This is a genomic window from Novosphingobium sp. ST904, assembly GCF_001298105.1.
Lineage (GTDB): Bacteria > Pseudomonadota > Alphaproteobacteria > Sphingomonadales > Sphingomonadaceae > Novosphingobium.
Genome location: NZ_LGJH01000117.1, coordinates 15,181 through 38,386, shown reverse-complemented (window position 1 = coordinate 38,386; position 23,206 = coordinate 15,181). Strand labels below are relative to the sequence as shown.

The following is a 23,206-nucleotide window of genomic DNA, read 5'->3' as shown; positions in this document are numbered from 1 at the left end:
GCAATACCAGTCCATGCCATTGATCACTCCATCTCTCGCAGGACGGCGTGAATCATAAATGGCTGGTATTGCTCAACAACTTTCGGGGCGGGCTCTAAGTGCCAAGATCGCCCTGCACGGTGGCGACCATGTCGTAGAGCGTGTTGATCGTGGTGGAGGTGCCGAAGCTGCCCTCGGTCAGGTAGTCGTAGAGCGCCTGGGTGTTGAGGGTGGAATTGGCGCTGAAGGCGTCGAAGGGAACGCAGCCATCCGTGGTGCCGGAGGCGCACTGGAGCTGCCCGTTGACGCTGACCACGTTGAGCGCGTTGTTGACGCGGTCGTAGTCAGGCTGGCCCCAGGTGATGTCCTGACGATTGCGGGCATAAACGCCGCCCACGTCGTAGCTCCAGCCTTGCGCGAACTGGCCGCGCACGCCTGCGGTCGCGCGCAGGCCCTTGTTGAGATAGACGTCCTCGATGTCCTTCACGTTGTTGAACCGGTAGCGCAGTTCGATCGGCACGAGGTCGGAGGTGCCTGCCGAGCTGCCGCAGACCGTCTGCGCCTGCGAGGCCGACATCAGCGGATTGTTGCAATTGACGTAGTAGGGCGAGGAGCCGTCGCCATAGGCAGTCGGGCTGTAGACGCGCGCCGGGTAGGGGTTGGTCGAACGGTCGCGGAACCACATCGCGCTGCCATAGAGTTCAGCCGCGTCCGAGATTTCGAACGAGGTGAAGCCGCCGGCGTTCCAGCGCTTGTCCTCGCGTTGGAAGGAATAGCCGTCATAGGGGTTGGCGGCGAGCGCGGTGCTATAGGGCACGAAGGTGCGCGAACCGTCGGGATTGTTGACGTATTGTTCGCCGCTGGCCGCGCCGGTGCGGGGCGAGATGTAGCCGTAGGGTGTGTAGGTCGATACCGTGCAGCTGAGCGGGCCATCCTTCACCGCTTCGGTCAGCTGGCAGCCCGAAGTCTCGCGCGAGGAATAGGGCACGAGCGCGCTTCGCGGTAATTGACGTAGCCGCTGATGTGGAACCGGTCATCGAACCGCTTCTTGCCGAAGGTCAGCGAAAGGTCCGCGCGGCCGCCGTCCGTGGTCGTGCCGCTGGCGGGCTGGTCGAACCCATACTGGCTGGCAACGTCCGAGATCAGCGTGCGCTTGTTCTTGTGGAGGTAGAAGTTGTAGTTGCCGTTGAGCTGGAGGCCCTCGAAATCGTCATCCATGACGAAGTTGACGACACCGGCAATCGCATCCGAGCCGTAGACCGCCGAGGCGCCGCCAGTCAGCACGTCAACGCGCTTGATGAGCGAGGTCGGGATCATGTTGGCGTCGACGCCGTTCATGGTGCCCACGCGCTTGCCGTCGATCAGCGTGAGGGTACGTTCGAAGCCGAGGTTGCGCAGCTTGATGCGCTGGCGACCGTCGGAATCCTGGTAGTTCTGCTGGCTGTCCGGCGAAATCTGCGGAATGCGGTTGAGAACTTCCTCGATGTTGACGGCGGCCTGTGCGCGGATCGCATCGTTGGTCACCGAGGTGATCGGCGCTGCCGCTGCCGAGTTCGGACGATTGATGCGCGAGCCGGTCACGACGATGGCACTTGCGGCGGAATTGGCCGTGCTGTCGGAGGCGGCATCGTCGGGCGCATTGCTCTGCGCCAGCGCCGGGGTAGCGAGACCCGTGATGCAGGTCGTCGCCAACAATAGTCTCGTGATCTTCCTCATTCGTTACCCCTTTTCTTCCCTGGTATTGATATTGCCTGGTATTAATCTGGTTCTGCCGGGTGCACGCGCCCGGCTTCCGGCGCGGGGACGTCGGGCAATCGCTCGGCTCGCTCGCGCCTCGGGGCGCGGTCAGGCTCGGCGGAGGCTTTCCGAAGGACGGATGACGGTCCGGCCGGTCTGGTCCGTTACCGCGTAAGTGAAGCCGGGCTGGATCGCGAAGGCTCCGACCTGGCCGTTCCTGTCGATTGCGAGGAATGCGACCTGGGCGTCCTTCACGGCGTCTCCGCGCAAGGCAACGATATGCTCTACCGCTTCGCGGCAGGCGGCCATGGCCGACATGCCCATGCGCATCGAGCCGACCACTCTTGCGGCACCGGCAATGCGCGTCACTTCCTCGCCCACGCCGGTTGCCGTGGCTGCGCCGACGCCGGGTTCGACCAGCAGCCCGCAGCCCGACTGCGGGGAATCGCCGACGCGGCCGCGAAGCTTGAAAGCCATGCCCGAAGTCGTGCAGGCGCCGGCGAGGCGCCCGTCGGGGCTGCGCGCGAGAATGCCGATCGTGTCATGGTCGAGCGCCGACCCACGCTGGTTCTCGATATTGGCCACCGGCTTGTATTCGGCCTTCTTGAGCCATTCCTTCCACGCCGCCTCTGCCTCGGGCGTCAGCAGTTCCTGCGCTGCGAAGCCTTGTTCGCGTGCGAACTGCGCCGCGCCGTCGCCGACCAGCATGGTGTGCGGCGTGCGTTCCATGACGCGCCGCGCGACGGAGATCGCATGAACGTAGCCTTCGAGCGCGGCGACCGCGCCGGCATGGCCGCGGTCGTCCATGATGATCGCGTCCAGCGTGACGTGGCCATCGCGGTCAGGGTATCCGCCCAGCCCGACGGAGTGATTGGCAAGATCCGCTTCCGGCACCTGCGCACCGGCTTCGACCGCGTCGATCAGTGTTCCGCCGGCTTTCCAGCGAGCATAGGCAGCGGCATTCGCCGCCGCGCCGAAATCCCATGTCGACACCACGAGCGCGGCATCGACGGCATTCTTCGTGGTGCCGGCAGCGCGTGCCGTTCCTGCCGCGACCGATCCGGCCAGGGCAAGTCCCAAGGTGTTGCGACGCGAGAATCCCATGCCCACTGTCCCCCGGCCAGAGATGGCCACCTCGATTTTTCGTTAGTTACGGAACGGCACGCCCTTCCCGAAGCCTGCCTTGCAACAAAGCTGTCATAGGTATTAAATAAATTCAATTCCAAAATTCAGATTGGCATTAGATTTTTCCGATTTTTGACGGAATATGTCGCTAATTGGTCTCACCTCATCGCGGAAAGGTCGCGTGATTCCGTCTCAGGCCTGCCTTGGCGGGCGGCCGTGCGGGTCGCGGGCGAAGCCCAATTCAGGCACGTTCTGCATGTGGAAGGTGAGCCTGCCGCCCTTCATGAGCTCTTCGTGGCCGATCCAGCAGCGGTCATGTGCTTTTCCGTTCCATTCCACGCGGCCGTAGTAGGGGCGGTCGGATCGGTTGCCCGGTGCGCTGACGATCAGTTCGCGGCCATTGCCCAGCCTGACCCGCGCTTCCTCGAACAGCGGACTGCCGAAGATGTAGATGCCGCTGACGGGATCGACCGGGTAGAAACCCAGAGCCGAAAGCACGTACCAGGCGCTCATCTGGCCGCAATCGTCGTTGCCGATCACGCCTGCCGGCCTGGCACGGTACATCAGCGCCAGCAGGCGGCGAACCATGGCCTGCGTCTTCCAGTGCGCACCGGTCCAGGCGTAGAGATAGGCAACGTGGTGCGAGGGCTCGTTGCCGTGCGCATACTGCCCCACCATGCCGCTGATGTCCGGCGGTGCGTTCTTCGGCAGGGTCGAAGGCGCGTTGAAGAAGGCATCCAGCTTGGCTTCGAGCCCGGCCGGGCCGCCCATCGCCTCGGCCAGGCCATGGACGTCGTGCTGGTTGAGGAACGTCGCCTGCCAGCCGTTGCTCTCGGTAAAATCGCGCCACTTGTCCGAATGGCCGAGTTCGACCGGATCGTAGGGCTCGGTCCAGGAACCGTCGTCGAGACGCGGCCGGGCAAATCCGGTTTGCGTGTCGAACACGTTCTTCCAGTTGCCCGAACGTGCTTTCAGCCGCGCGGCGTCGTCTGCAGCACCTGCGGCGCCGGCGATCCTTGCGGCGGCATAGTCGTCATAGGCATATTCGAGCGTGCGGCTGACGCTTTCGAAGACCTTGTCTGCAGGGACGTAGCCCTTGGCGTCATATTCCGGAATGCCGCGGGCATTGTCGAGCACGGGCATCGTGAAGTCGAACGAGCGGCGGCGGATATTGGGCCAGGCGGCCGCGTAATCGCCGGGGATGCCCTTGGCCATGGCCTCGGCAAGGACCGGCACCGAATGCCAGCCCATCATGCAGCCGGTCTCCACGCCCTGCAGCGGCCAGACCGGCGGGCCATAAGGGCTCTGCTGGGTCTGGCGTATAAGATCGGAAACGAACTCCTCGACCGCGCGGGCCGGATGAGCGTCTGCAGGGGGTGGAAGGCGCGGTAGGTATCCCAGAGCGAATAGGCGCTATAGGCTTTCTGGCCCGGCGCGAGTTGGTGCACCTTGCGGTCGAGCCCCATGGTGCGGCCATCGACGTCGGAGAACAGCGTGGGGCCGATCGCAGCGTGATAGAGCGCGGTTGCCATGATCGTGCGCTGTTCGGCGCTGCCGCCGGTCACTCCGATATGCGAAGTTCCTCCGCCCATGCGCGGGCAGCGGCCTGGCGATAGATGTCGAAGTCGAAGTGCGTCGCCTCCGCCGCGAGGTTCGCGCGGGCACCGGCGATGTCCACGGCCGAAACGGCGGTTCGCACCACCAGCGGCGCGCTTCCGGCATCGTCGAAGTGGATGGCGGCCTTCAGGCGGCGACCCTTGACCAGCTTGCTGCCGGCAGGCTGGGGGCTGTCTTCGTCACCGAAGAATTCCACCCGGCTCGGCGGGCGGGAAAACTGCATCGCGAAGTAGATGTGCCGGCCCTTGGCCCAGCGGAAAACCCGGCGCTGGCCGGTGAGAGTGCCGTCCGCGTCGAGTGCCATTTCCGCATCGTCGATCAGCGGATACTTGTCCGAGGAATCGAGCACGAGATGCGAGAGATCGATCAGCAGGTGGCCGGCTTCTCCAGCAGGATAGCTGTGGCGCTGGATGCCGGTGCGCAGCGTCGTGGTCAGTTCGCTGGACACGCCGTTTTCAAGCTGGACCCGGTAGTAGCCGGGTTCCGCCGCCTCGTTGCCGTAGCGCAGGCGATAACCTTCGTCCGGCCGGTCGAGCGGTCCCGGCTTTAGGCGGACCTCGCCCCGGCAGGGCACGACCAGCACGTCCAGCATGTCGCCGATGCCGGTGCCCGAAAGGTGGGTATGCGAGAAGCCGAGCAGCGAGGCGTCGCCGTGGTGATAGCCGGAGCAGGTGTCCCAGCGCGCAGTGTCGGTATCCGGGCTGAGCTGGACCATGCCGAAGGGCAGGGTGGCGCCCGGGAAAGTGTGGCCGTCGCCGCCGGTGCCGATGAAGGGATCGGCCACGGCATCAGTCCCGGTTCCGGCCGGCGCGCTTCCGCTGCAAGAGCGCGGGTCGCGCCGGCAGGAACGGCGGCGGCCAGCAGCGCAAGGCGGCAGGAGCCGGACATCAGGTGGCGGCGACTCAAGGCAGTCATGTCTGGCATCCCCAGTCTATGAGGCCCCGTTCTACAAGGCCTGTTTCATAAAAGGACGCGCTGTCCGCAGGCAGGAAGCCCCGGACAGGCGCCGGCCCGTGTGCATGCAGATCTTAGTGAGGAGGAGGAGGACCTACACGCTTTTGCACGGGACTTAGAAGCTGAACTGGGCAGTCGCCGCGAAGACGCGCCCGTTCTTGTAGAAGGCGGTCGGCGCCGACTTGGTGCCGCTGTACGAGTAATACGTCGAATCCAGCAGGTTCTGGGCATTGGCCTGAACCGTGAAGTGCTCGTTGATCTTGTAGGAGATCGATGCGTCAAGCTGGTGATAGCCGTCGGTCGAATCCACCGAATTCAGGCGGCCGATGCCGGTGAAGTAGTGGCTGCGCCAGTTCCAGCTCACGCGTGCCTGGAACGGACCCTTTTCGAAGTAGGGGATCACGTTGATGGTGTGCTTCGAGAGGTAGGGCAGGTTGAGCACGTTTCCGTCGGCGTCCCGGCCGCCCTTCGCGTCGGCGAACGTGTAGTTCGTCAGGATGCCGAAGCCGCCCCAGATCGGGGTCTGGAAGCCCAGTGACACGCCGTTGACGGTGGCGTTCGAGGCATTGACCGGGCTGGAGACGATATAGGTCTCGTTCTGCTGGGTCAGGTTGTTGAACAGCACCTGCTGGCTCGTGGTGGTCACGATGTAGGACGAGATTTCGCGGCGGAAATACTCGGCCGAAAGCAGCGCGCTGTGTCCGAAGTACCATTCGGCTGAAAGCTCGTAGTTGGTGGAGGCGTAAGGCTTGAGGTCGGGGTTGCCGCCGGCTGCCGTCAGCTGCGTGTCGTTGCGGCTGAAGGCGCCGGCAAGCTGGCCGTAGCGCGGACGGGCGATGACCTTGGCGATCGAGCCGCGCAGCTTGAGCTGGTCGTTCACTTCCCAACTCACGTTGATGCTGGGAAGGCCCTTCAGATAATCGTTCGTGGCGCGGGTCGGCGTGTAGGTGTCGTTTTCGGCGGTGTAGAGGTAATAGTCCGAAACGTCCTGGGTATAGACCGCCCGGTAACCCACGTTGCCGCGGATCGGGCCGGTTTCGAAGTCGAGCTGCACATAGGCGGCGGCCGATTTCTCACGGACCTTGAACGAGGTTCCTTCGTCGAGGCCGGTATCGACGTAGATGCCGTTGTTCAGCGTGTCGATGACGTCGCCGCTGTGCAGCGTCGCGAACTGGTTGGCGTTGCCGCCGGAGCCCAGGCCGCTGAACAGCCCGGAGGGCGTCAGGGTGTAGTCGTAGTCGGCAAGGCTGATCGGATCGGTCAGGTAGACCTGCGATCCGGTGGCGCGCAGGCTGTTGACGTGATCCGATGCCTTCACGCCCATGCGCACGGACTTGAAGAAGCCGTCGTCCACGTCCAGCTTGGCGTCGAACTGGCCGTAATGCTCCTTGTCGCGCTGGCGCGAGGTGGCGATGCCGCCGATCTGGTATGCCTGGATGGTGCTGCCGTCCGGCAGCGTGACATCGCGCAGGTCCGAGCGGAAGAACGCGGTGGGGTCGGTCGGCGGGGTGGAGAACGTCACCGAAGTCTGGTTCTGCCCGTAGCTGTAGCTGAAGGGCATGTTGGACTGGAGGTTCATCAGGTATTCGGGGTTGGTGCCGCCCGTGGCCTTGGTCCAGCCCACGTTGCCCGACAGCGTCAGGCGATCGGTTGCCTTCCACGTGGTGTCGAGATTGTAGCTGTCGGTCCGCACCTTGGTCTTGCGGTAGTTCATGTCCAGCTGCGAACTGGTGGAGGGCAGGTTGGTCGCGCCGAAGGATGCGTCCGTGACGAGCCCGTTGGAGATCGTTGCCGATTCCAGCGCGCCGGCGGCCCAGGTCGGAACCACGTACTGCGACTGGCTGAAGTTGTTGTAGGTGCCTTCGATGTGAAGGCCGGTCAGGTTGAATTCGAGGCGGTCGCTGGGCGCCCACTGCACGGCGAACTGGCCGCCGATGCGCTCGCGCGTCTGCTTGAAATAGGCGTGGTTGATGCCGTAGGGATAACGGGCGTTGGCCAGGTCTTCGGCGGTCCCGCCGGTCAGCACTGCGTTCGGGTTGTTCAGCGTGACGTTGCCGTCGGCATCGGTGGACGTGAAGTCCGAGCCGCTGTTGTAGCCGAAGTACTCGACGCCTGCACGGGCCAGCGAATCCCTGTCGTAAGTGCCCGCCACCAGGATGCCGAAGGTCGCGCTGTCGTTCTTCCAGCTGTAGAGCAGCGAGCCTCGCGGATTGCCGATTTCGGAGCGATCGTTGTAGCCGTAGCCGATCGAGCCGTTGATGGTGTTCTTGTCGAGATCGAGCGGCTTGCGCGTGCGCACGATCACGGTGCCGCCCAGCGAACCTTCGTCGATCCGCGGTTCGGGGGACTTGAACACCTCGATCTGCGAGACGATTTCCGGCGCCAGCAACGAGTAGTTGAAGGTACGGCCGGTCACGTCGCCGGAATTGCCGCCCCAGTCTGCCGAGGCGATGGTGTGCCCGTCGATCAGGACGCGGTTGAGCGCCGGGTCGGTGCCCTGGATGGAGACGCGCTCGCCGATGCCGAACTGGCGGTCCACGCTGACGCCGGGGATGTGGGACAGCGATTCCGCGACGTTGCGGTCAGGAAACTTGCCGATGCCTTCAGCGGTAATGACATCGACCACGGCGTCCGCATTGCGCTTCACGTTGATCGCGTTCGTCAGTGCGCCGCGGATTCCGCTGACCACGATCGCGTCCTGGTCGTTCTGGTCCTGCGGGGCTTCCTGTGCAAAGGCGGGGGCGGCGAAGCCCATGGTGGCGCTCGTCGCCAGCAGCATCGCGCGTGCTAGTTTCATCATAGTTTTCCTCATGACCCGAACCCGTGAGCGCGCCGTGACGTTATGTTTGCGGAAATGCGTGCCCGATAACTTCCTGCGGACAATGCCAATACAAAGCCAATGTCCTAATTCAATGTCACCAAAATAGATCCTCCTGTCCACCGTAAATTTCTTCTTGCGTGCCGAGGTGGTCGAAAATTGGCGGGAATGGTGGGAAAATGGGAGGTTGCGGCGGCTGGGCTGGCTGTTGGCGGCATTGGCTTTGCGGTGGAACGGGATGGCGCGTCGGGCCAAAGTATGTCCAATTTCCGACAGTGCGAATCGCCGGCCGTGACGGGGCCGGATGTCTTTTGGAAGGGGCGAAGTGCTCGAAATCTGTGTCGAAGATGCCGCCGGTCTTGCTGCCGCTGTCGCCGGGGGTGGCGGCCGGGTGGAGCTTTGCAGCGCGCTGGCGCTGGGCGGGCTGACGCCGCCGCGTTCGCTGGTCCGGCTGGCGGCGCAGGCGCCGATTCCCGTCCATATGCTCTGCCGCCCGCGAGAGGGCGATTTCGTCTACGGGCCGCAGGAAACCGCGCAAGTCTGCGACGATATCGATCTGGCCGCGGAAGCGGGGCTGGCGGGAATCGTCATCGGGGCGGGCGCTGCGGGCGGACTTGACCTGGCGGTTCTCGGCACCTGGCTCGATCATGCCCGGCACGCGGGAGCGGCGCGCGGGGCCCGGCTTTCGCTGACCCTCCACCGCGTTTTCGACGTGCTGGACGACATGGAAAACGGACTGGAGCAGGCGGTGGCGATGGGGTTTGACCGGATTCTGACGTCCGGCGGCGCGGTGCGGGCGCCCGAGGGGGTGCGGATGCTTGCGCATCTCCATGAACTGGCCGCCGGGCGCATCGTGATTCTGGCCGGATCGGGGGTCTCGGCCGAGGCGGTGCCGGCTCTGCGCGCGCCGGAATCGAGGAGTTTCACGCCTCCTGCCGCACCCCCGGCACGGCGACAGCGGCATCGGGGCGGCTGGAAGAACTGGGCTTCCAGAAGGGAATCCGGCCGGTGACGGACGCTGCCGAGGTGGCCCGGCTGCAGGCTGCCTTCGCGCGTGGGCAAGGCGGGTTGAACGACACCTAAAAGGGGTAGAGCGACACGCAGCGACCGCTCGCGAGGGTAGTGCCGGAAGAAAAACGCGCTTGCCCTCGCGAAACCAATTGCGCATCGCCTGCAGTTGGGGAATACCAATATAGAACTTATGTAGATATTGGTAAGCAGGCGCTCCCGTCTGGCGCTTTTCCGCCGACCGGGGGCGGTGCGAAGGAGATTTCGCCGCAATGCAATCCGAAGTTGCTCATCCGTCCCAGTCGCTCATGGCCCGCGAGACCGCCGAGGCGCCGCAGGCCGTCCGCGCGTTCCTGGCCCGCAACCAGGACACTCTCGCATCGCTTGCGCAGGACCTGCGCGGCAGCCCGCCTTCGGTGGTGGTGACCTGCGCGCGCGGGTCGTCCGACAACGCGGCGACTTACGCCAAGTACCTGATCGAGACGCTGGCCGGTGTGCCGGTGTCCTCTTCCGCGCTCAGCGTTTCGTCGGTGTTCGGCGCCGAGATGCAGCCGGGCCGCGTGCTCGTGATCGCCATTTCGCAAAGTGGCCGTAGCCCCGACCTGCTCGCGGCGGTCGAGGCGCATCGCCGTGCGGGTGCCCGCGTCGTCGCGCTGGTGAATGACGAGACCGCCCCGCTTGCCGATCTGGCGCAGTGGGTGCTGCCGCTTCACGCCGGGCCGGAGAAGTCGGTTGCGGCCACCAAGTCCTACATCGCCTCGCTTGCCGGGGTCGCCGCCATCGTCGCGCAGTGGACCGGCGACGCCGCGCTGACGGAGGCGCTCGGCAGGCTTCCCGATGCGCTGGCCATTGCCGCCGGCACCGCGCCGTTCGATCTGGTCGAACGGCTTTCCGCAGCGACGAACCTTTTCGTGATCGCGCGCGGATACGGCTTCGGCATCGCCCAGGAAGGCGCGCTGAAGCTCAAGGAAACCTGCGGTCTTCATGCCGAAGCCTATAGCGCCGCCGAAGTGCGCCACGGCCCGATGACGATCATCAACGAAGGCTTCCCCATCGTGGCCTTCGCCACGTCCGACGCCAGCGGCGAAAGCGTGCGCGATGCCGCGCGCGAATTTGCCGGGCGCGGTGCGCAAGTCGCGCTGCTCGATGCCGAGGCACCCTTCGGGGAAAGCACGCTGGCCGCGCTTGCGGGCCATGCGGCGCTGGAACCGCTGCTGATGATCCAGTCCTTCTACCCGCAAGTGAACGCACTTTCGCTGGCGCGCGGGCTGGACCCGGACAATCCGGCCCACTTGCGCAAGGTAACCGAGACCCTGTGATGAAAACCGCCTTCGTCAACGGCAACGTCTATCTGGATCGCGCCTGGGCGCGCGATGCCTTGGTGACGGTGGAGCAGGGGCGCATCCTGGCCGCGCAGCGCGGGACGGAAGCCGACGAAATCGTCGATCTCGACGGTGGCTGGCTGGTGCCGGGCTTCATCGACGTGCAGGTGAACGGCGGCGGCGGCGTGCTGCTCAACGATGTGCCGACCGTGGCGGGAATCGCCGCGATCGCCGCCGCCCATGCGCGGTTCGGGACGACCGCCATGCTGCCCACGCTCATCAGCGCCACGCCTGACGTGATCGCGGCGGCGCTGGACGCGACGGACGAGGCGATTTCGGCCGGGGTGCCCGGTTGCATCGGCATTCACGTCGAAGGGCCGGTGCTCAACGCGAAGCGTCGCGGCATCCATACCGAGGGCAACTTGCGCCGGCTGGACGATGCCATGGTGGACCTGTTGACCCGCCCCCGCGCCGGCAAGGTACTGTTCACCATCGCGCCCGAATATCTTCACGCCGATCAGGCCCGTGCGCTGACCGGCGCCGGGGTGGTGCTCGCGATGGGGCATTCCGACGCCGATTACGAAACCGCGCGTGCCGCCTTCGACATGGGCGTTACCGGGGTCACTCACTTGTTCAATGCCATGTCGCGCTTCATCACCGCAACCCCGGCATGGTGGGCGCGGCGCTGGAGAACCGCACGGCCTGGTGCGGGCTGATCGCCGACGGCTACCATGTCCATCCCGCCGCGATGCGCGTGGCGCTGGCGAGCCGCCCGCTCGACCGCTTCATGCTGGTGACGGACGCGATGCCCTGCGTGGGATCGGACCTTGCCAGCTTCGAACTGGACGGCCGCGAGATCACCGTGGCGGAAGGGCGCTGCGTGGGCGCGGACGCACGCTGGCGGGCGCGTCGCTCGACATGGCCGGCGCCGTGCGCAATGCCGTGGACATGGCGGGGCTTTCGGTGGCGCAGGCGGTCGACATGGCCAGCGTGCAGCCGGCGGAATTTCTGGGCCTCGGTGCGGAACGGGGCGTAATCGCCGCCGGATATACCGCCGATTTCGTCCATCTCGATCGCGCCATGGCGCCGCAGGCGACATGGATCGCCGGCGAACGGGCATTCTGATATCGATTTCTGGAGACAAGCCAAAACTATGACTGCCTCCGTTTCTTCCATGACTGCCGAGCGGGCCATGACTCCCGCCGGGCACACCATCGTCGTCACGGCTCCGCTGGAGGGCTGGCTGGCGCCGCTGGCCGAAATTCCCGATCCGGTCTTCGCCGGGGGGATGCTGGGCGACGGCGTGGCCATCGATCCCACCGGCGGCATGCTTCACGCACCTTGCGCCGGAACGGTGGCCTCGCTTGCGGCGACCGGCCATGCCGTGACCCTGCGCCTTGAAGGCGGGGCGGAACTGCTGCTCCATCTCGGTGTCGATACCGTGGCGATGGGCGGTCGCGGTTTCACGCCGCTGGTGGCGCAGGATCAGGTCGTGGCGGCGGGCGATCCGCTGGTGCGGTTCGATCTCGATGCCGTGGTGACCGGCGCGGCCAGCGCGATGACGCCGGTGCTCCTGCTCGCCGGTGAGGAATGGACGCTGGAATCGAAGCGCGATCCCGGCCCGGTCAAGGTGGGCGATGTGGTGATGGCGCTGCGCCGCGTTTCGGGGACCGGCGCTGCCATGGGCGAGGCTGCCGGATCGCCGGACGAGGAACTGGTGCGCGAACTGCCGGTTCCGCTGCGCCACGGCATTCACGCCCGCCCGGCCGCGCGCCTGCGGCAGGTGGCGACGTCGTTCGAGGCGGTGGTCCGCATGGAGATCGCGGGCAAGTCCGCAAGCCTGCGCAGCCCGGTTGGCGTGCTGGCGCTTGGCGTCAGCCTGGGAGACCGCATCTCGCTTCACGCGCGCGGCAGGCAGGCGGGCGAAGTGCTCGACGCGCTGGAGGCCCTGATCGCCAGCGGCATGGGCGAACTGGCCCACGCCGACGAGCAGCCCCCCGCACAGCCGGTGCGCGTGGCGGCTCCGGCGGCGGCGCAGCGCCGGGTTACGCAGATCGCGCCCGACGGCACCCTGACAGGCGTGGTTGCCGCGCCGGGCGTGGCCGTGGGCGAGGCGGTTCGCTATCGCCTCGGCGAGGTGGAGGTTTCCGAAGGTTCCGGCGATCCCGCGACCGAGCGCGGCCTGCTGGATGAAACGCTGGCGGCGCTGCGCGCGAAGATCGCGCAGGAAAGCGAAGGCGCGCCGCCCCATGCCGCGTCGATCCTCGCCGCCCATGCGGTGATGCTGGAGGACGAGGACCTGCTCGCCGCCGCGCATGAGGCCATCGCGAAAGGCGACAGCGCGGGCGCGGGCTGGCGGCTCGCCATCGGCACGCAAGTCGATCTCCTGCTGCGTTCGGGCGATGCGCGCCTTGCCGAGCGCGTGGACGACATGCGCGATCTGGAACGGCAGGTGCTTTGCGCGCTGATCGGCGGCGATGCCGCCGGCTTCGCGCTGCCGCAGGATGCCGTGCTGATCGCCGAGGATCTGCTGCCCTCCCAGCTCATGGCGCTCGATCCCGAGCGGCTGGCGGCGATCTGCCTCGTCAACGGCGGGCCGACGTCGCATGTCGCGATCCTTGCGGCCGGGCTCGGCGTGCCGATGCTGGTGGCGATGGGCAGCGCGCTGGACGATATCGCCGAGGGCGCGGTTCTGGTGGTCGATGCCGCCGCCGCGCGGCTCGAAACCGGCGCCTCGGCGGAGCGGATCGCCGGGGTTCGCGATCAGCTTGCCCTGCAGGCCGCTCGCCGCGCCGCCGCGCTCGAAGCGCGGGGGCCGTGCCACACCGCGGACGGCACGCGGATCGAGGTCTTCGCCAACCTCGGCTCGCTGGCCGATGCGCGGCAGGCGATGGCGAACGGCGCGGAAGGCTGCGGCCTGCTGCGCAGCGAGTTCCTCTTCGTGGAGCGAGCGCAGGCGCCGGGCGCCGGTGAGCAGTTGGAGACGTACCAGGCCATTGCCGATGCGCTGGAGGGCCGTCCGCTGATTGTGCGCCTGCTCGATATCGGCGGCGACAAGCCCGCGCCGTTCCTGCCGATGCCGGCCGAGGAAAACCCGGCGCTGGGCCTGCGCGGCATTCGCGTCGGCCTTGCCTATCCCGAATTGCTGGAAGCGCAGGTCGAGGCGATCCTCAGCGTGCGTCCTGCCGGGCAATGCCGGATCATGGTGCCGATGGTGGCCAGCCTGTCCGAACTGCGCGCCGTGCGCGGTGTGGTGGACGGCGTGGCGGCGCGCCTTGGCCTTGCCGGGCCCGTGTCGCTGGGCATCATGGTGGAGACTCCCGCCGCCGCCGCAACCGCGGACATCCTTGCGCGGGAGGCCGATTTCCTCTCGGTGGGGACGAACGATCTCACCCAGTATGCGCTGGCGATGGACCGGGGCAATGCGGCGGTGGCTTCGGCCATCGACGGGCTCCACCCGGCGGTGCTGCGCCTGATCGCGCTCACTTGCGAGGGAGGGGCGCGGCATGGCCGCTGGACCGGCGTCTGCGGCTCGCTGGCGTCGGACCCGCTGGCGGTGCCGCTGCTGCTGGGCCTCGGCGTGGGCGAGCTTTCGGCAACGCCCGCGCAAGTGCCCGATATCAAGGCGCTGGTGACCGGGCTCGACATGGAACGCTGCCGCGCGCTGGCCGCGCGTGCGCTGGAATGCGGCTCGGCGGGCGAAGTGCGTGCGCTTGTACGCGAATTTCTGAAGGAGCAGGGGGCATGAGGCGGGTTCTCGAAACGTTGCAGCCGCTGGGCCGTGCGCTCATGCTGCCGATCGCGGTGCTTCCGGTTGCGGGGCTGCTGCTGCGGCTGGGCCAGCCGGACCTGCTCGACATTGCGCTGCTGAGCGCGGCGGGCGATGCGCTGTTTTCGCACCTCGGGCTGCTGTTCTCCATCGGCGTCGCCACCGGCTATGCGCGCGACGGCAACGGCGCGGCCTGCCTTGCCGGCATTGTCTGCTTCCTCGTCGCCACCGAAGGCGCCAAGGTGCTGATGCCGGTGCCGCCGGGCATCGATCCCGCGCTTTCGAAAGAGGCTTTCGCGGCAGCGGTGGCGGCGGCGAAGAGCCAGGCCATCGGGCGGCTCGACGTGCCGATCGGCATCGTCTCCGGCCTGGTCGGCGGGCTGTTCTACAACCGGTTCTCGGCCATGAAGCTGCCCGAATACCTGGCCTTCTTCGGTGGGCGCCGGTTTGTTCCGATCGTTTCGGGCGTGGCCGGACTGGTCATCGCCAGCCTTGTCGGCCTTGGATTCCAGCCCATCGTCACCGGGATCGACGGGGTGAGCCACGGCATCACCGGGCTGGGCGGCTTCGGACTGTTCCTGTTCGGCCTCATCAACCGGCTCCTGCTGGTGACCGGGCTGCACCATGTCTTCAACAACCTGTTCTGGTTCGTCTTCGGCGATTTCGACGGCGCCCACGGCGATATCCGCCGCTTCTTCGCGGGCGATCCCACCGCCGGAAGCTTCATGACCGGCTTCTTCCCGGTCATGATGTTCGGCCTGCCAGCCGCCTGTCTCGCGATGTACCGCGCGGCCCGGCCCGAGCGGCGCAAGGCGGTGGGCGGCATGTTCTTCAGCCTCGCGCTGACCTCGCTGCTGACCGGTGTGACCGAGCCGATCGAGTTCAGCTTCATGTTCCTCGCCCCGGTGCTCTACGCCATCCACGCGGTGCTCACCGGCATTTCGATGTGGCTCACCGATGCGCTGGGCATGCATCTGGGCTTCGGATTTTCGGCAGGACTGTTCGACTATGTGCTGAACTTCGGCAAGGCGACACGCCCGCTGCTGCTGCTGCCGGTGGGCCTCGTCTACTTCGCGGTCTATTACGGTGTCTTCGCTTTCGCGATCCGCAAGCTGGACCTCAAGACCCCCGGCCGCGAGGAAGAGGATGCCGCTGCGCCCGCCGCGAGCGAGGCTTCGGCAGAGCAGACGCGCGGGCACGCCTATCTTGCGGCGCTGGGCGGCAGCGGCAACCTCCTGGAGGTTTCCGCCTGCACCACGCGCCTGCGCCTCATCATCGCCGATCACGGCGCGGTGGACGAGGCGCGGCTGAAGGCGCTGGGTTCACGCGGGATCGTGCGCCCTTCGGACAAGGCGCTGCAGGTGATCCTCGGCCCGGTTGCCGATATCGTCTCGGTCGAGATCCGCGAGGCCATCGCGGCGGGACCTGCCCCGCTGTCGAAGCCGGTGACGGCCCCGGCAGTCACCGAAGCCGCCGCGCAGCTCCAGCTTCCGGCGAACCTTGCACAGGCCCTTGGCGGCGAGGGGAATTTGCGCGGCGCGGCGCGCTATGGCAACCGCCTCAGGGTCGAGCTTGGCGATCCGGAAATGATCGACGATGCGGCGCTGGTCGCTGCTGGAGTACGCGGCGTGGGCGCGACGGAAGGCCCGGCCATCCACTTGCTGTTTGCCGCCGCCGATCTGGACCGGATGGCAGCCTGACACCTGCCCTAACGCGCCCCGTCCCATTCGGCGGGGCGGCGTGCGGGCCATATGGTCCGCAATGCGCTGGCGCTGCAGCGGCTCGGCCATATCGGCGCGAACGGTGTAGAAGGCGCTGAGGAAGGCCCGGTCCGCGGCAGTCAGGCCGGGCGGTGCATCGGCATCTCCCTGCGACGTGAACAGCGTCAGGATCGTTGGCGGCCCTTCCGCGCGGATTTCGCCCAGATGCGCGCCGGTGAGACCGCGAATTGCCGCATAGTCCGCCACTTGCCGCAAGTCGCGGTCGGCCATGGCTTCGCGGTCGATCAGAACGACGGAACTGACGATATCGCGGCGCGTGGTTGACGACAGGTGCGTTGACGTCTCCGTCTTCAAGGTCGTCACGCCGGTTGGCGAATAGCTGGGACGGTCACCGTCGCGGCTGCGGATTGCGGCCTTGATCCAGGCCCGGACGGGGCCGGGTTGTTCGAGAATGCGGCGGATATCGGCGCGCAATTGCCCGATCATGGCACCGGATCGCCCGTGGGACAGCCTCTGCACTGCCGCCCGGCTATCCTCCACGAAAACCACCATCAGGTTCGGTGCGCAACCTGCCGCTGCGACGGGCAAGCCTGCCGATGCGGCCACTTCGGCAATCCGGTCGATCACGACCTCGCCCGCCTCCGCAGGCAGTCCGGCGCTGCCGACGCAAAGCGGGTATGTGAACCGGGCCAGCGGCTCGTCGCTTTGGGCCGGGATGGCCATTTGCGCGACGAAGCGGTGGGCGGATTCCCTGGCGTCGGTCGCGGCGCAAGCCGTGGCCGGAACGAGAGCGGCGACTGCCCAAAGGCAGCCGGAAACGATGTTCATGCCAGTTCCCCTTTACGAAAGGGAAGTTACTGCATCCGCTCTCTTTTTCAAGTCGCTCAGGGGGTGACGTAGACGCGCCCCACCAGTCCGCTCGGGTTGCCCTCGGTCGCCGCCACCAGCACGGCCAGCGTGCGCGGCCCCGGGCCTGGAGGGATCGCCGCCGTCAGTGCGGCAGGTGCCGCATCGGTCTTGCGCGCGGCCAGTTTGCCGTCGAGCCAGATTTCGGCGGCTCCCGCTATCCCGGCAAAGTGCAAGGTGCCGCCTTCTGCGGCGACCTTCTTCCACGGCGTGAAGCGGGTGCGATAACTGCGCCATCCGGCGCTTCCCGCAGGCGCGGCCACGCCCGGGCGCACGAAGTCCCACGAGTTGTTGTCGCCGTCCACCGGGGCCAGCGCCGGATCGGGCTTCTGCGGGAACAGGGCCGAGCGGCGCCAGTCGGTGATCGCCATTTCCGCCGGGACGACCGGGACTTGCGCGCGCGGTTGCGCGCGCGGCGAGGGCTGAGACGCGCGGAACGCAGGCCGCCTGCGCTTGCTTCCAGCGTGAGCCGCTGCCGCTGGCATCGCCTTGGACGATGACCTGTGCAAGACCGTTGAACAGGGCGCGCTTGCTGCCCTTTTCGCTTGCATGGTCGTTGGGGTTGCCGTTGCCGAGGCCAATGATGTGCCCGCCTGAAATAGCGAACTCCACCGGCAGGTTGGCGGTGGGAACATGGCGTCCGCGTGCATCCACGCAGTCCACGGTGATCGCCTGCACGTCCTCGCCGTCGCTGGCCAGCGCCTGCCGGCGGGCGTCAGGCGCAGGGCAACCGGCGCGCCCACGGTTTCGTGGACGGCGCGGGCCACGACCTTGCCGCCGCGCAGCGCCAGCGCCTCGATCCGGCCGGGGCGGTAGGGCACCTGGAAGGTGTGGCCCATGATCCGGTGGGCGGCGGGCACGCGCTCGATCACTTCGCCGTTCAGCCGCAGTTCGATGGCCTCGGCATTGGTGATCGCGAAGACCTCCAGCGTCTGCCCTTCGCGGCCCGGTCGCTCGTATTCGGGCCAGGTCCAGTGCGGCGCCAGCCAGATCACCGGGGCATCGTCGCGCCAGTGGGCGGAATGGATGCCGAAGGCGGTCTTGGGGAAGCCGCAAAGGTCCATGATGCCGAAGAAGCTGCTGGTCGAAGGCCAGGCATAAGGCGTCGGCTCGCCGTGATAATCGAAGCCGGTCCAGACGAAGCCGCCCGCCACGAAGGGGCGCTCGGCGATCATCTTCCACGTCTCGCGGTGGGTCGCGCCCCAGGAGGCTGCCTCCTTGTCGAACGAGGTGATGACCTGCTGCGCCGGGATGCTCTCGAAGGCGCCGCGCGTTTCGTAGGCGCTGGTGTCCTCTGAACTGGTGATCGGCTTGTCCGGGTGAAGGGCATGGAACTTGTCGTAGTCGCCCTGGTAATAGTTGAAGCCCATGACGTCGACGACGGTGGAGACGTTCTCGGGATTGTAGAACGAACCGTTCATCGCCGCCGTGACGGGGCGCTGCGTATCCAGCCTGTGCACGGCCTTGCGCATCCGGCGCACCATTTCCACGCCCGCATGGGTGCCCTGCATCGGCTCCTCGTTGAACACCGACCAGAGCACGATCGAGGCATGGTTGCGATCGCGGCGGACCATCCATTCGAGCTGCGCCAGATAGTCCGGCGCGGGGTTGAAAAGGCGGTTCTCGCCCATGACCACGAAGCCCAGCCGGTCGCACCAGTCCAGCACTTCCTTGGCGGGGGCATTGTGCGACATGCGGATGGCGTTGCAGCCCATCGCCTTCAGCCGCTGCAACCGCCAGAGCGCCAGCGCGTCGGGGATGGCGGTGCCGACGCCGGTATGGTCCTGGTGGATGCACACGCCCTTGAGCTTGGTCTCCACGCCGTTGAGCACCATGCCCCGCGCGGGATCGAAGCGCACCGTGCGGAAGCCGATGAACTGGCGCCGCGTATCCACGACCTGGCCTTCGTGCAGCAGGTCCACCTCGACGCTGTAGAGCACCGGGCTGTCGGGCGACCAGAGCTTCACCGCGCCGGGCGCGAGCTGGGCGGTGACTTTTGCCTGTTCCAGCGGCGCGACCGCGGCGCTGCCGCGCGTGCGGTGGATTTCGCGGCCTTCGGGATCGAGCAGACGGGCGGCGATCTCGGCCTGTCCGGTGTCTTCGCCGACGTTCGACAGGCTGACTTCCACCGGCACGTGCCAGGTGCCGTCGTCCTGATGGACCGGATCGCAATAGAGCCCGTCCGTCTCGATCGACAGGGCAGGGCGGCTGACCAGCCAGACATGGCGGTAAAGCCCCGCGCCTTCGTACCACCAGCCCTCTCGCGCGGCGGCATCGACGCGCACGGCGATCCAGTTCACCTCGTCGCCGAAGCGGGCGAAGGGGGTGAGGTCGACGTGACGCTGCTGTAGCCCGACCAGGAGTGGGCCACTTCGCTGCCGTTGATCCATATCGTGGCATGGGTGGCGATACCGTCGAAATGGAGTTCGAGGCGGCGGCCTTTCTGGCTTTCGTCCAGCCGCAGCAGGCGGCGATACCAGCCGATCCCGCGCGGGCGGTAGCCTTGCGAGACATTGGCGTTTTCGCTCACGTCCTGCGCAATGGCCCAGTCATGCGGGAGGTCTACCGTCTGCCAGTCGGAATCGTCGAAGGCCAGCGCCGCCGCGCCGCGCGCATTGCCGGCCTTGACCGAGAGGTAGGTGGCGTTGTGGTCGGTGGGTTCGGGTACCGGCACCTCGCCCTCGTGGAAGCGCCAGCCGCGTTCGAGCAGGGTGCGCGAGGGGTCTGTTTCGGGCAGGCGGGGCGAGGGGCCGGGAAGCGGGGCCGGCATCGGCAGCCCGTCGGCCATGCCCGGTCCGAAGGCCGGGGCGGGAGCGGCAAGGGTCGAAGGCGAAAAGGCGGGCAGAAGGGTGGCGACGGCGCCCGTGGAGGCGCCGCGCAGCAGCAATTCTCGGCGTTTCATGAACCCTCGATCAGCTCGGCGACAAAGTCGTAGGAGTCGCCGCGATAGTAGGAGCGGGTGAATTCGACGGTGCGGCCGTCGCGCAGGAAGCCGTGACGCTCGATCAGGAGGCCGGCATGGCCGGATTCCACGCCGAGCATCCGCGCGTGCTCGGCCCCGAAAGGCACCGCGCGCAGGCGCTGGAGTGCGCGAACCGGGCGGTTGCCGCTCTTTTCCAGCGCGGCGTAAAGCGAATCCCCGACGACATCGAGGCTGGCGAGGCAGTACCCCGCGATCGTCGAGATTTCGAGCGCGAGCGGCTCGTCGTCGGCATAGCGGATGCGGGTGAAACGCAGGACGGTGCTGCCCGGCGCCAGGCCCAGCGCCATCGATTCCTCTGGGTTGACCGGCCCGGTCATGCGCGAGACCCAGGCGCTGGAGGCCCGCTTGCCGCGCGCTTCCATGTCCTCGCTGAACGAGGTCAGCTTCGAGAAGCTCTTTTCCACGCGGGACGCCACGAAAGTTCCGGCGCCGCGCCGCCGCGTCAGCAGGCCTTCCTCGACCAGACCGGCGATCGCCTTTCGCACGGTGATACGCGAAACGTCATACTCGATCGCAAGATTGCGTTCGGGCGGAATCGCTTCGTTCTGGTCCAGCACGCCTTCGGATATCGCATCGCGGATGAGCTGCTGGAGCTGGATGTACAGCGGCGCAGCATTGTCTTCCCGCAGGCGACCGATCCGGTCGGAAAATGACATTCGATCCCCCTTCGGTCCATTCTCTGCGAATGGCTTTACATTGGTCATGTCGCGCTGACAATCGCAGCAAATGGTCGCAGTTCAAGCCCAATTCGCAGGAATAGAATAAGACCTATTGCGGGAAAGGATATATTTTGGTTACGTTGCCTGCTCTGGTCACAAGAAAACGAGGGGCAGGTATGGGCACGACGGCAAAGGGATATCGGCAGCTGCGGACCGGAGGCGTGGTCACCGCCTCGATCCTTGCGGCACTGGCTTTTTCGGCTCCCGCGCAGGCCGCGCCTCTGGCGCTTACGCCGTGGCCCGCTTCCGTCGAGCAGGGCAGCGGCAAGCTGCTGGTCGCATCCGGTTCGGTCATTGCCGTGCCCGCGGGCGATGCGGACGCGGCGGAAGCGGCGCGGCTCCTTGCAGACCATGTGAAACGCGCGAGCGGTCTTGTGCTCGACGCCGGTTCTTCGGCCGGTTCTGGGGGCGGTTCTGGGGCCGGTTCTTCCGGCGCAGCACCCATCCGCTTCGAGCGCGATGCCGCGATTTCCGGCGCCGAGGCCTACCGGCTGACGGTGACGTCCGGCGGCGCGGTGATCTCGGCATCGGGCAAGTCCGGCTTCATCTACGGCGCGATGACGCTGTTGCAGCTGCTGACGGCCGATGCCGGCTCTGCGGGCAAGAGCGCCTCGGTTCCCGTGCTCACCATCCAGGATTCGCCGCGCTTTTCGTGGCGCGGGGTGATGGTCGATCCCTCGCGGCACTTCCAGCCGATGGAATCGGTCTACGCCATCGTCGACCGCATGGTGGAAGTGAAGCTCAACACCCTGCACTTCCACCTTTCCGACGATCAGGGCTGGCGCTTCGAGGTCAAGCGCTATCCCGAACTCACCCGCATCGGCGCATGGCGCCTGCCGCCGGACACCGGCGGCGCCATCGGCCCCCGGTCGGGCGGGTTCTATACGCAGGAGCAGCTCAAGGCGCTGGTGGCCTATGCGGCGGAGCGCGGCATCACCGTGGTGCCCGAGATCGACCTGCCGGGCCATGCGCAGGCGCTCGTCGCGTCCTACCCCGAAGTGGGCGTGCTGGGCGACCGGCCTGCCGTTTCGCATGACTGGGGGGTCAATCCCTGGCTGTTCAACCCGAATGACGCGGGCATGACTTTCGTGCGCAACGTGCTGGACGAACTGATGGAGGTCTTCCCCTCGCAGTTCATCCATATCGGCGGCGACGAGGCGGTGAAGGACCAGTGGGAGCGTTCGCCCGAAGTCCAGTCGCAGATGCGCAAGCTGGGCATCAAGACCGAGAACGAGATGCAGAGCTGGATGATCGACCGGTTCGGCGAATATCTGGCGCAGCATGGCCGCCGCCTGATCGGCTGGGACGAGATCCTCGAAGGCGGCCTGCCCGCTTCGGCATCGGTGATGAGCTGGCGCGGAGAGCAGGGCGCGGTGGACGCGGCCAACGCCGGGCACGACGTGGTGCTGACGCCAGCGCCCAACCTCTATCTCGACAATCTTGAATCGACCCTGCCGGACGAAGCGCCGGGGCGCATTTCGATCCAGACGATGGAAGCGGTCTATCGCTACGACCCGATGCCCAAGGGCATCGATGCCGCCAAGGCCAAGCATGTGCTGGGCGTGCAGGGCAATGCCTGGAGCGAATATATCGTCACCCCCTGGCAGTTGCAGCACAAGCTGTTCCCGCGCGTGGGGGCGCTGGCCGAGACCGCATGGTCGCCCGTGGTCACCGGAGAGAAGGACTATCCCGGCTTCCTCGCGCGGCTGACGCCGCAGATCCAGCGCTGGAAGCAGGGCGGGTTCGAAGTGTCGGACAGCGCCTTCGGCGTGGCCTTCACGCCCACCCAGACCCGCGCAGCCCAGCTCGATGCGAAGAGCATCGGCGTGGCGCTGGCGAACCAGGCCTCCTACGGCACGATCCGCTACACGCTGGACGGCAAGGCGCCGGCGGCGAAATCGCCCGCTTATGCCAAGGCGCTTGTCGTGAAGCCGGGCACGGTCGTCACCGCCGCCAGCTTCGCGCCGGACGGCACGCAGCTTTCCGCCCCGCGCCGCTACGATACCGCGCGCGAGACGCTGCTGACCTCCACCGCCTCCACGCTGGTTGCCTGCCCGCGCGGGGCGCAGGGCCTGCGCGTGCCGCTCACCGCCGATGCGACGGCGAACGGCCCGGCCTACAACGTCAACATCTTCGACACCTGCCAGGCCGACGACCATGCGCCGCTGGCCCATGCGAAGACGATCACCGTCTCGGTCGCGCGGCTGCCGCGCAACTATGGCCTTGCGCATGAGGCATCGGCGCTGATCGAACACTTCGCGGTGACCACGCACGGGGAACTCGTCATCAGCGCGGGCTGCCGCGCGGCGGAAAAGGCCGCAAATCGCAAGCAGAAGGAACATGCGCCGATGCCCGGCGCAACGGTGCTGGCCACGTTCGCGCTGCCCGATCCCGACGCTTCGCCGCAGCAGTACACGTTCACCGCGAACCTGCCTGACCGGCCGGAGCTCAAGGACGAGGCCGACGTCTGCTTCCAGTTCACCTCGCCGCTTTCCGATCCGTTCTACGCGGTAGAGAAGGTGGTCTACGGGGAGAAGGCGAAGTGAGG

The 23,206-nt window shown here is 66.8% G+C and carries 16 protein-coding genes and 2 pseudogenes; 8 read left to right on the top strand and 10 right to left on the bottom strand.

Features of this window, described 5'->3' with window-relative positions; genetic code table 11:
- Nucleotides 1–94: 94 nt before the first annotated feature.
- From ADT71_RS32960 to ADT71_RS05390, 6 genes and pseudogenes are all read right to left on the bottom strand, one after another.
- A complete protein-coding gene (locus ADT71_RS32960) occupies nt 95–967 on the bottom strand; it encodes a hypothetical protein (RefSeq protein ID WP_054435659.1) in 873 nt (290 codons plus the stop codon).
- Nucleotides 928–1,695, bottom strand: a complete 768-nt coding sequence (locus ADT71_RS32955) for a TonB-dependent siderophore receptor (protein WP_082370168.1) — start codon at nt 1,693–1,695, stop codon at nt 928–930. The genes ADT71_RS32960 and ADT71_RS32955 overlap by 40 nt, the downstream gene beginning before the upstream one ends.
- 129 nt (nt 1,696–1,824) lie before the next feature.
- Complete coding sequence (locus tag ADT71_RS05400) at nt 1,825–2,820, bottom strand: N(4)-(beta-N-acetylglucosaminyl)-L-asparaginase (protein ID WP_054435656.1); 996 nt, start codon at nt 2,818–2,820, stop codon at nt 1,825–1,827.
- Between the two features lie 213 nt (nt 2,821–3,033).
- Nucleotides 3,034–4,373: pseudogene (locus ADT71_RS35485) on the bottom strand (GH92 family glycosyl hydrolase).
- Between the two features lie 29 nt (nt 4,374–4,402).
- Nucleotides 4,403–5,242 (bottom strand): hypothetical protein, encoded by an 840-nt coding sequence (locus tag ADT71_RS35480; RefSeq protein WP_369818177.1) that lies wholly within the window; start codon nt 5,240–5,242, stop codon nt 4,403–4,405.
- A 285-nt stretch (nt 5,243–5,527) separates the two neighbouring features.
- Nucleotides 5,528–8,209 (bottom strand): TonB-dependent receptor, encoded by a 2,682-nt coding sequence (locus ADT71_RS05390; RefSeq protein ID WP_054435665.1) that lies wholly within the window; start codon nt 8,207–8,209, stop codon nt 5,528–5,530.
- A gap of 346 nt (nt 8,210–8,555) precedes the next feature.
- On the opposite strand from ADT71_RS05390, the gene ADT71_RS05385 reads away from it, so the two are divergent.
- The 7 genes from ADT71_RS05385 (at nt 8,556) to ADT71_RS05360 (ending at nt 16,374) form a co-directional block, all read left to right on the top strand.
- Nucleotides 8,556–9,242: a copper homeostasis protein CutC gene (locus ADT71_RS05385; protein WP_231635611.1), complete on the top strand. Its 687-nt coding sequence runs from the start codon at nt 8,556–8,558 to the stop codon at nt 9,240–9,242.
- A gap of 268 nt (nt 9,243–9,510) precedes the next feature.
- Nucleotides 9,511–10,557 carry an SIS domain-containing protein gene (locus tag ADT71_RS05380; protein WP_054435652.1) on the top strand — a complete coding sequence of 349 codons (1,047 nt, stop codon included), beginning with the start codon at nt 9,511–9,513 and terminating at the stop codon, nt 10,555–10,557.
- Nucleotides 10,557–11,276 (top strand): amidohydrolase family protein, encoded by a 720-nt coding sequence (locus ADT71_RS32950; protein WP_231635610.1) that lies wholly within the window; start codon nt 10,557–10,559, stop codon nt 11,274–11,276. Before ADT71_RS05380 ends, ADT71_RS32950 begins: the two co-directional genes overlap by 1 nt.
- Entirely contained in the window at nt 11,197–11,685 is a 489-nt protein-coding gene (locus tag ADT71_RS35475; protein WP_369818176.1) for an amidohydrolase family protein, read from the top strand. The genes ADT71_RS32950 and ADT71_RS35475 overlap by 80 nt, the downstream gene beginning before the upstream one ends.
- A gap of 28 nt (nt 11,686–11,713) precedes the next feature.
- A complete protein-coding gene (gene ptsP / locus ADT71_RS05370; protein WP_231635609.1) occupies nt 11,714–14,308 on the top strand; it encodes a phosphoenolpyruvate--protein phosphotransferase in 2,595 nt (864 codons plus the stop codon).
- Nucleotides 14,305–16,029: an N-acetylglucosamine-specific PTS transporter subunit IIBC gene (gene nagE, locus ADT71_RS05365; RefSeq protein ID WP_054435650.1), complete on the top strand. Its 1,725-nt coding sequence runs from the start codon at nt 14,305–14,307 to the stop codon at nt 16,027–16,029. Before ptsP ends, nagE begins: the two co-directional genes overlap by 4 nt.
- 51 nt (nt 16,030–16,080) lie before the next feature.
- Nucleotides 16,081–16,374 carry a hypothetical protein gene (locus tag ADT71_RS05360; protein ID WP_054435649.1) on the top strand — a complete coding sequence of 98 codons (294 nt, stop codon included), beginning with the start codon at nt 16,081–16,083 and terminating at the stop codon, nt 16,372–16,374.
- Nucleotides 16,375–16,890: 516 nt separating this feature from the next.
- On the opposite strand, the gene ADT71_RS32940 is transcribed toward ADT71_RS05360, so the two are convergent.
- From ADT71_RS32940 to ADT71_RS05345, 4 genes and pseudogenes are all read right to left on the bottom strand, one after another.
- The gene (locus ADT71_RS32940) at nt 16,891–17,610 is read right to left on the bottom strand and encodes a hypothetical protein (RefSeq protein WP_231635612.1); all 720 of its coding nucleotides are present in this window, start codon (nt 17,608–17,610) and stop codon (nt 16,891–16,893) included.
- A gap of 167 nt (nt 17,611–17,777) precedes the next feature.
- A pseudogene (locus ADT71_RS32935) lies at nt 17,778–19,346 on the bottom strand (glycoside hydrolase family 2 TIM barrel-domain containing protein); the annotation flags it as partial.
- Nucleotides 19,253–19,858 carry a sugar-binding domain-containing protein gene (locus ADT71_RS32930; RefSeq protein ID WP_231635608.1) on the bottom strand — a complete coding sequence of 202 codons (606 nt, stop codon included), beginning with the start codon at nt 19,856–19,858 and terminating at the stop codon, nt 19,253–19,255. The pseudogene ADT71_RS32935 and the gene ADT71_RS32930, both read right to left, overlap by 94 nt.
- Entirely contained in the window at nt 19,855–20,595 is a 741-nt protein-coding gene (locus ADT71_RS05345; protein ID WP_054435645.1) for a GntR family transcriptional regulator, read from the bottom strand. Before ADT71_RS05345 ends, ADT71_RS32930 begins: the two co-directional genes overlap by 4 nt.
- A 179-nt stretch (nt 20,596–20,774) precedes the next feature.
- Here ADT71_RS05345 and ADT71_RS05340 point away from each other — a divergent pair, with 179 nt between their 5' ends.
- Nucleotides 20,775–23,204: a beta-N-acetylhexosaminidase gene (locus ADT71_RS05340; RefSeq protein WP_054435644.1), complete on the top strand. Its 2,430-nt coding sequence runs from the start codon at nt 20,775–20,777 to the stop codon at nt 23,202–23,204.
- Nucleotides 23,205–23,206 lie beyond the last annotated feature (2 nt).

Coding starts and splice junctions, on each gene's coding strand:
- ADT71_RS32955 (WP_082370168.1), bottom strand. CDS start 1,695: ATGAGGAAGATCACGAGACTATTGTTGGCGACGACCTGCATCACGGGT.
- ADT71_RS05400 (WP_054435656.1), bottom strand. CDS start 2,820: ATGGGATTCTCGCGTCGCAACACCTTGGGACTTGCCCTGGCCGGATCG.
- ADT71_RS32930 (WP_231635608.1), bottom strand. CDS start 19,858: ATGAAACGCCGAGAATTGCTGCTGCGCGGCGCCTCCACGGGCGCCGTC.
- ADT71_RS05340 (WP_054435644.1), top strand. CDS start 20,775: ATGGGCACGACGGCAAAGGGATATCGGCAGCTGCGGACCGGAGGCGTG.
- ADT71_RS35475 (WP_369818176.1), top strand. CDS start 11,197: ATGCCATGTCGCGCTTCATCACCGCAACCCCGGCATGGTGGGCGCGGC.
- ptsP (WP_231635609.1), top strand. CDS start 11,714: ATGACTGCCTCCGTTTCTTCCATGACTGCCGAGCGGGCCATGACTCCC.
- ADT71_RS05345 (WP_054435645.1), bottom strand. CDS start 20,595: ATGTCATTTTCCGACCGGATCGGTCGCCTGCGGGAAGACAATGCTGCG.
- ADT71_RS32950 (WP_231635610.1), top strand. CDS start 10,557: ATGAAAACCGCCTTCGTCAACGGCAACGTCTATCTGGATCGCGCCTGG.
- nagE (WP_054435650.1), top strand. CDS start 14,305: ATGAGGCGGGTTCTCGAAACGTTGCAGCCGCTGGGCCGTGCGCTCATG.
- ADT71_RS05380 (WP_054435652.1), top strand. CDS start 9,511: ATGCAATCCGAAGTTGCTCATCCGTCCCAGTCGCTCATGGCCCGCGAG.
- ADT71_RS05360 (WP_054435649.1), top strand. CDS start 16,081: ATGGTCCGCAATGCGCTGGCGCTGCAGCGGCTCGGCCATATCGGCGCG.
- ADT71_RS05390 (WP_054435665.1), bottom strand. CDS start 8,209: ATGAAACTAGCACGCGCGATGCTGCTGGCGACGAGCGCCACCATGGGC.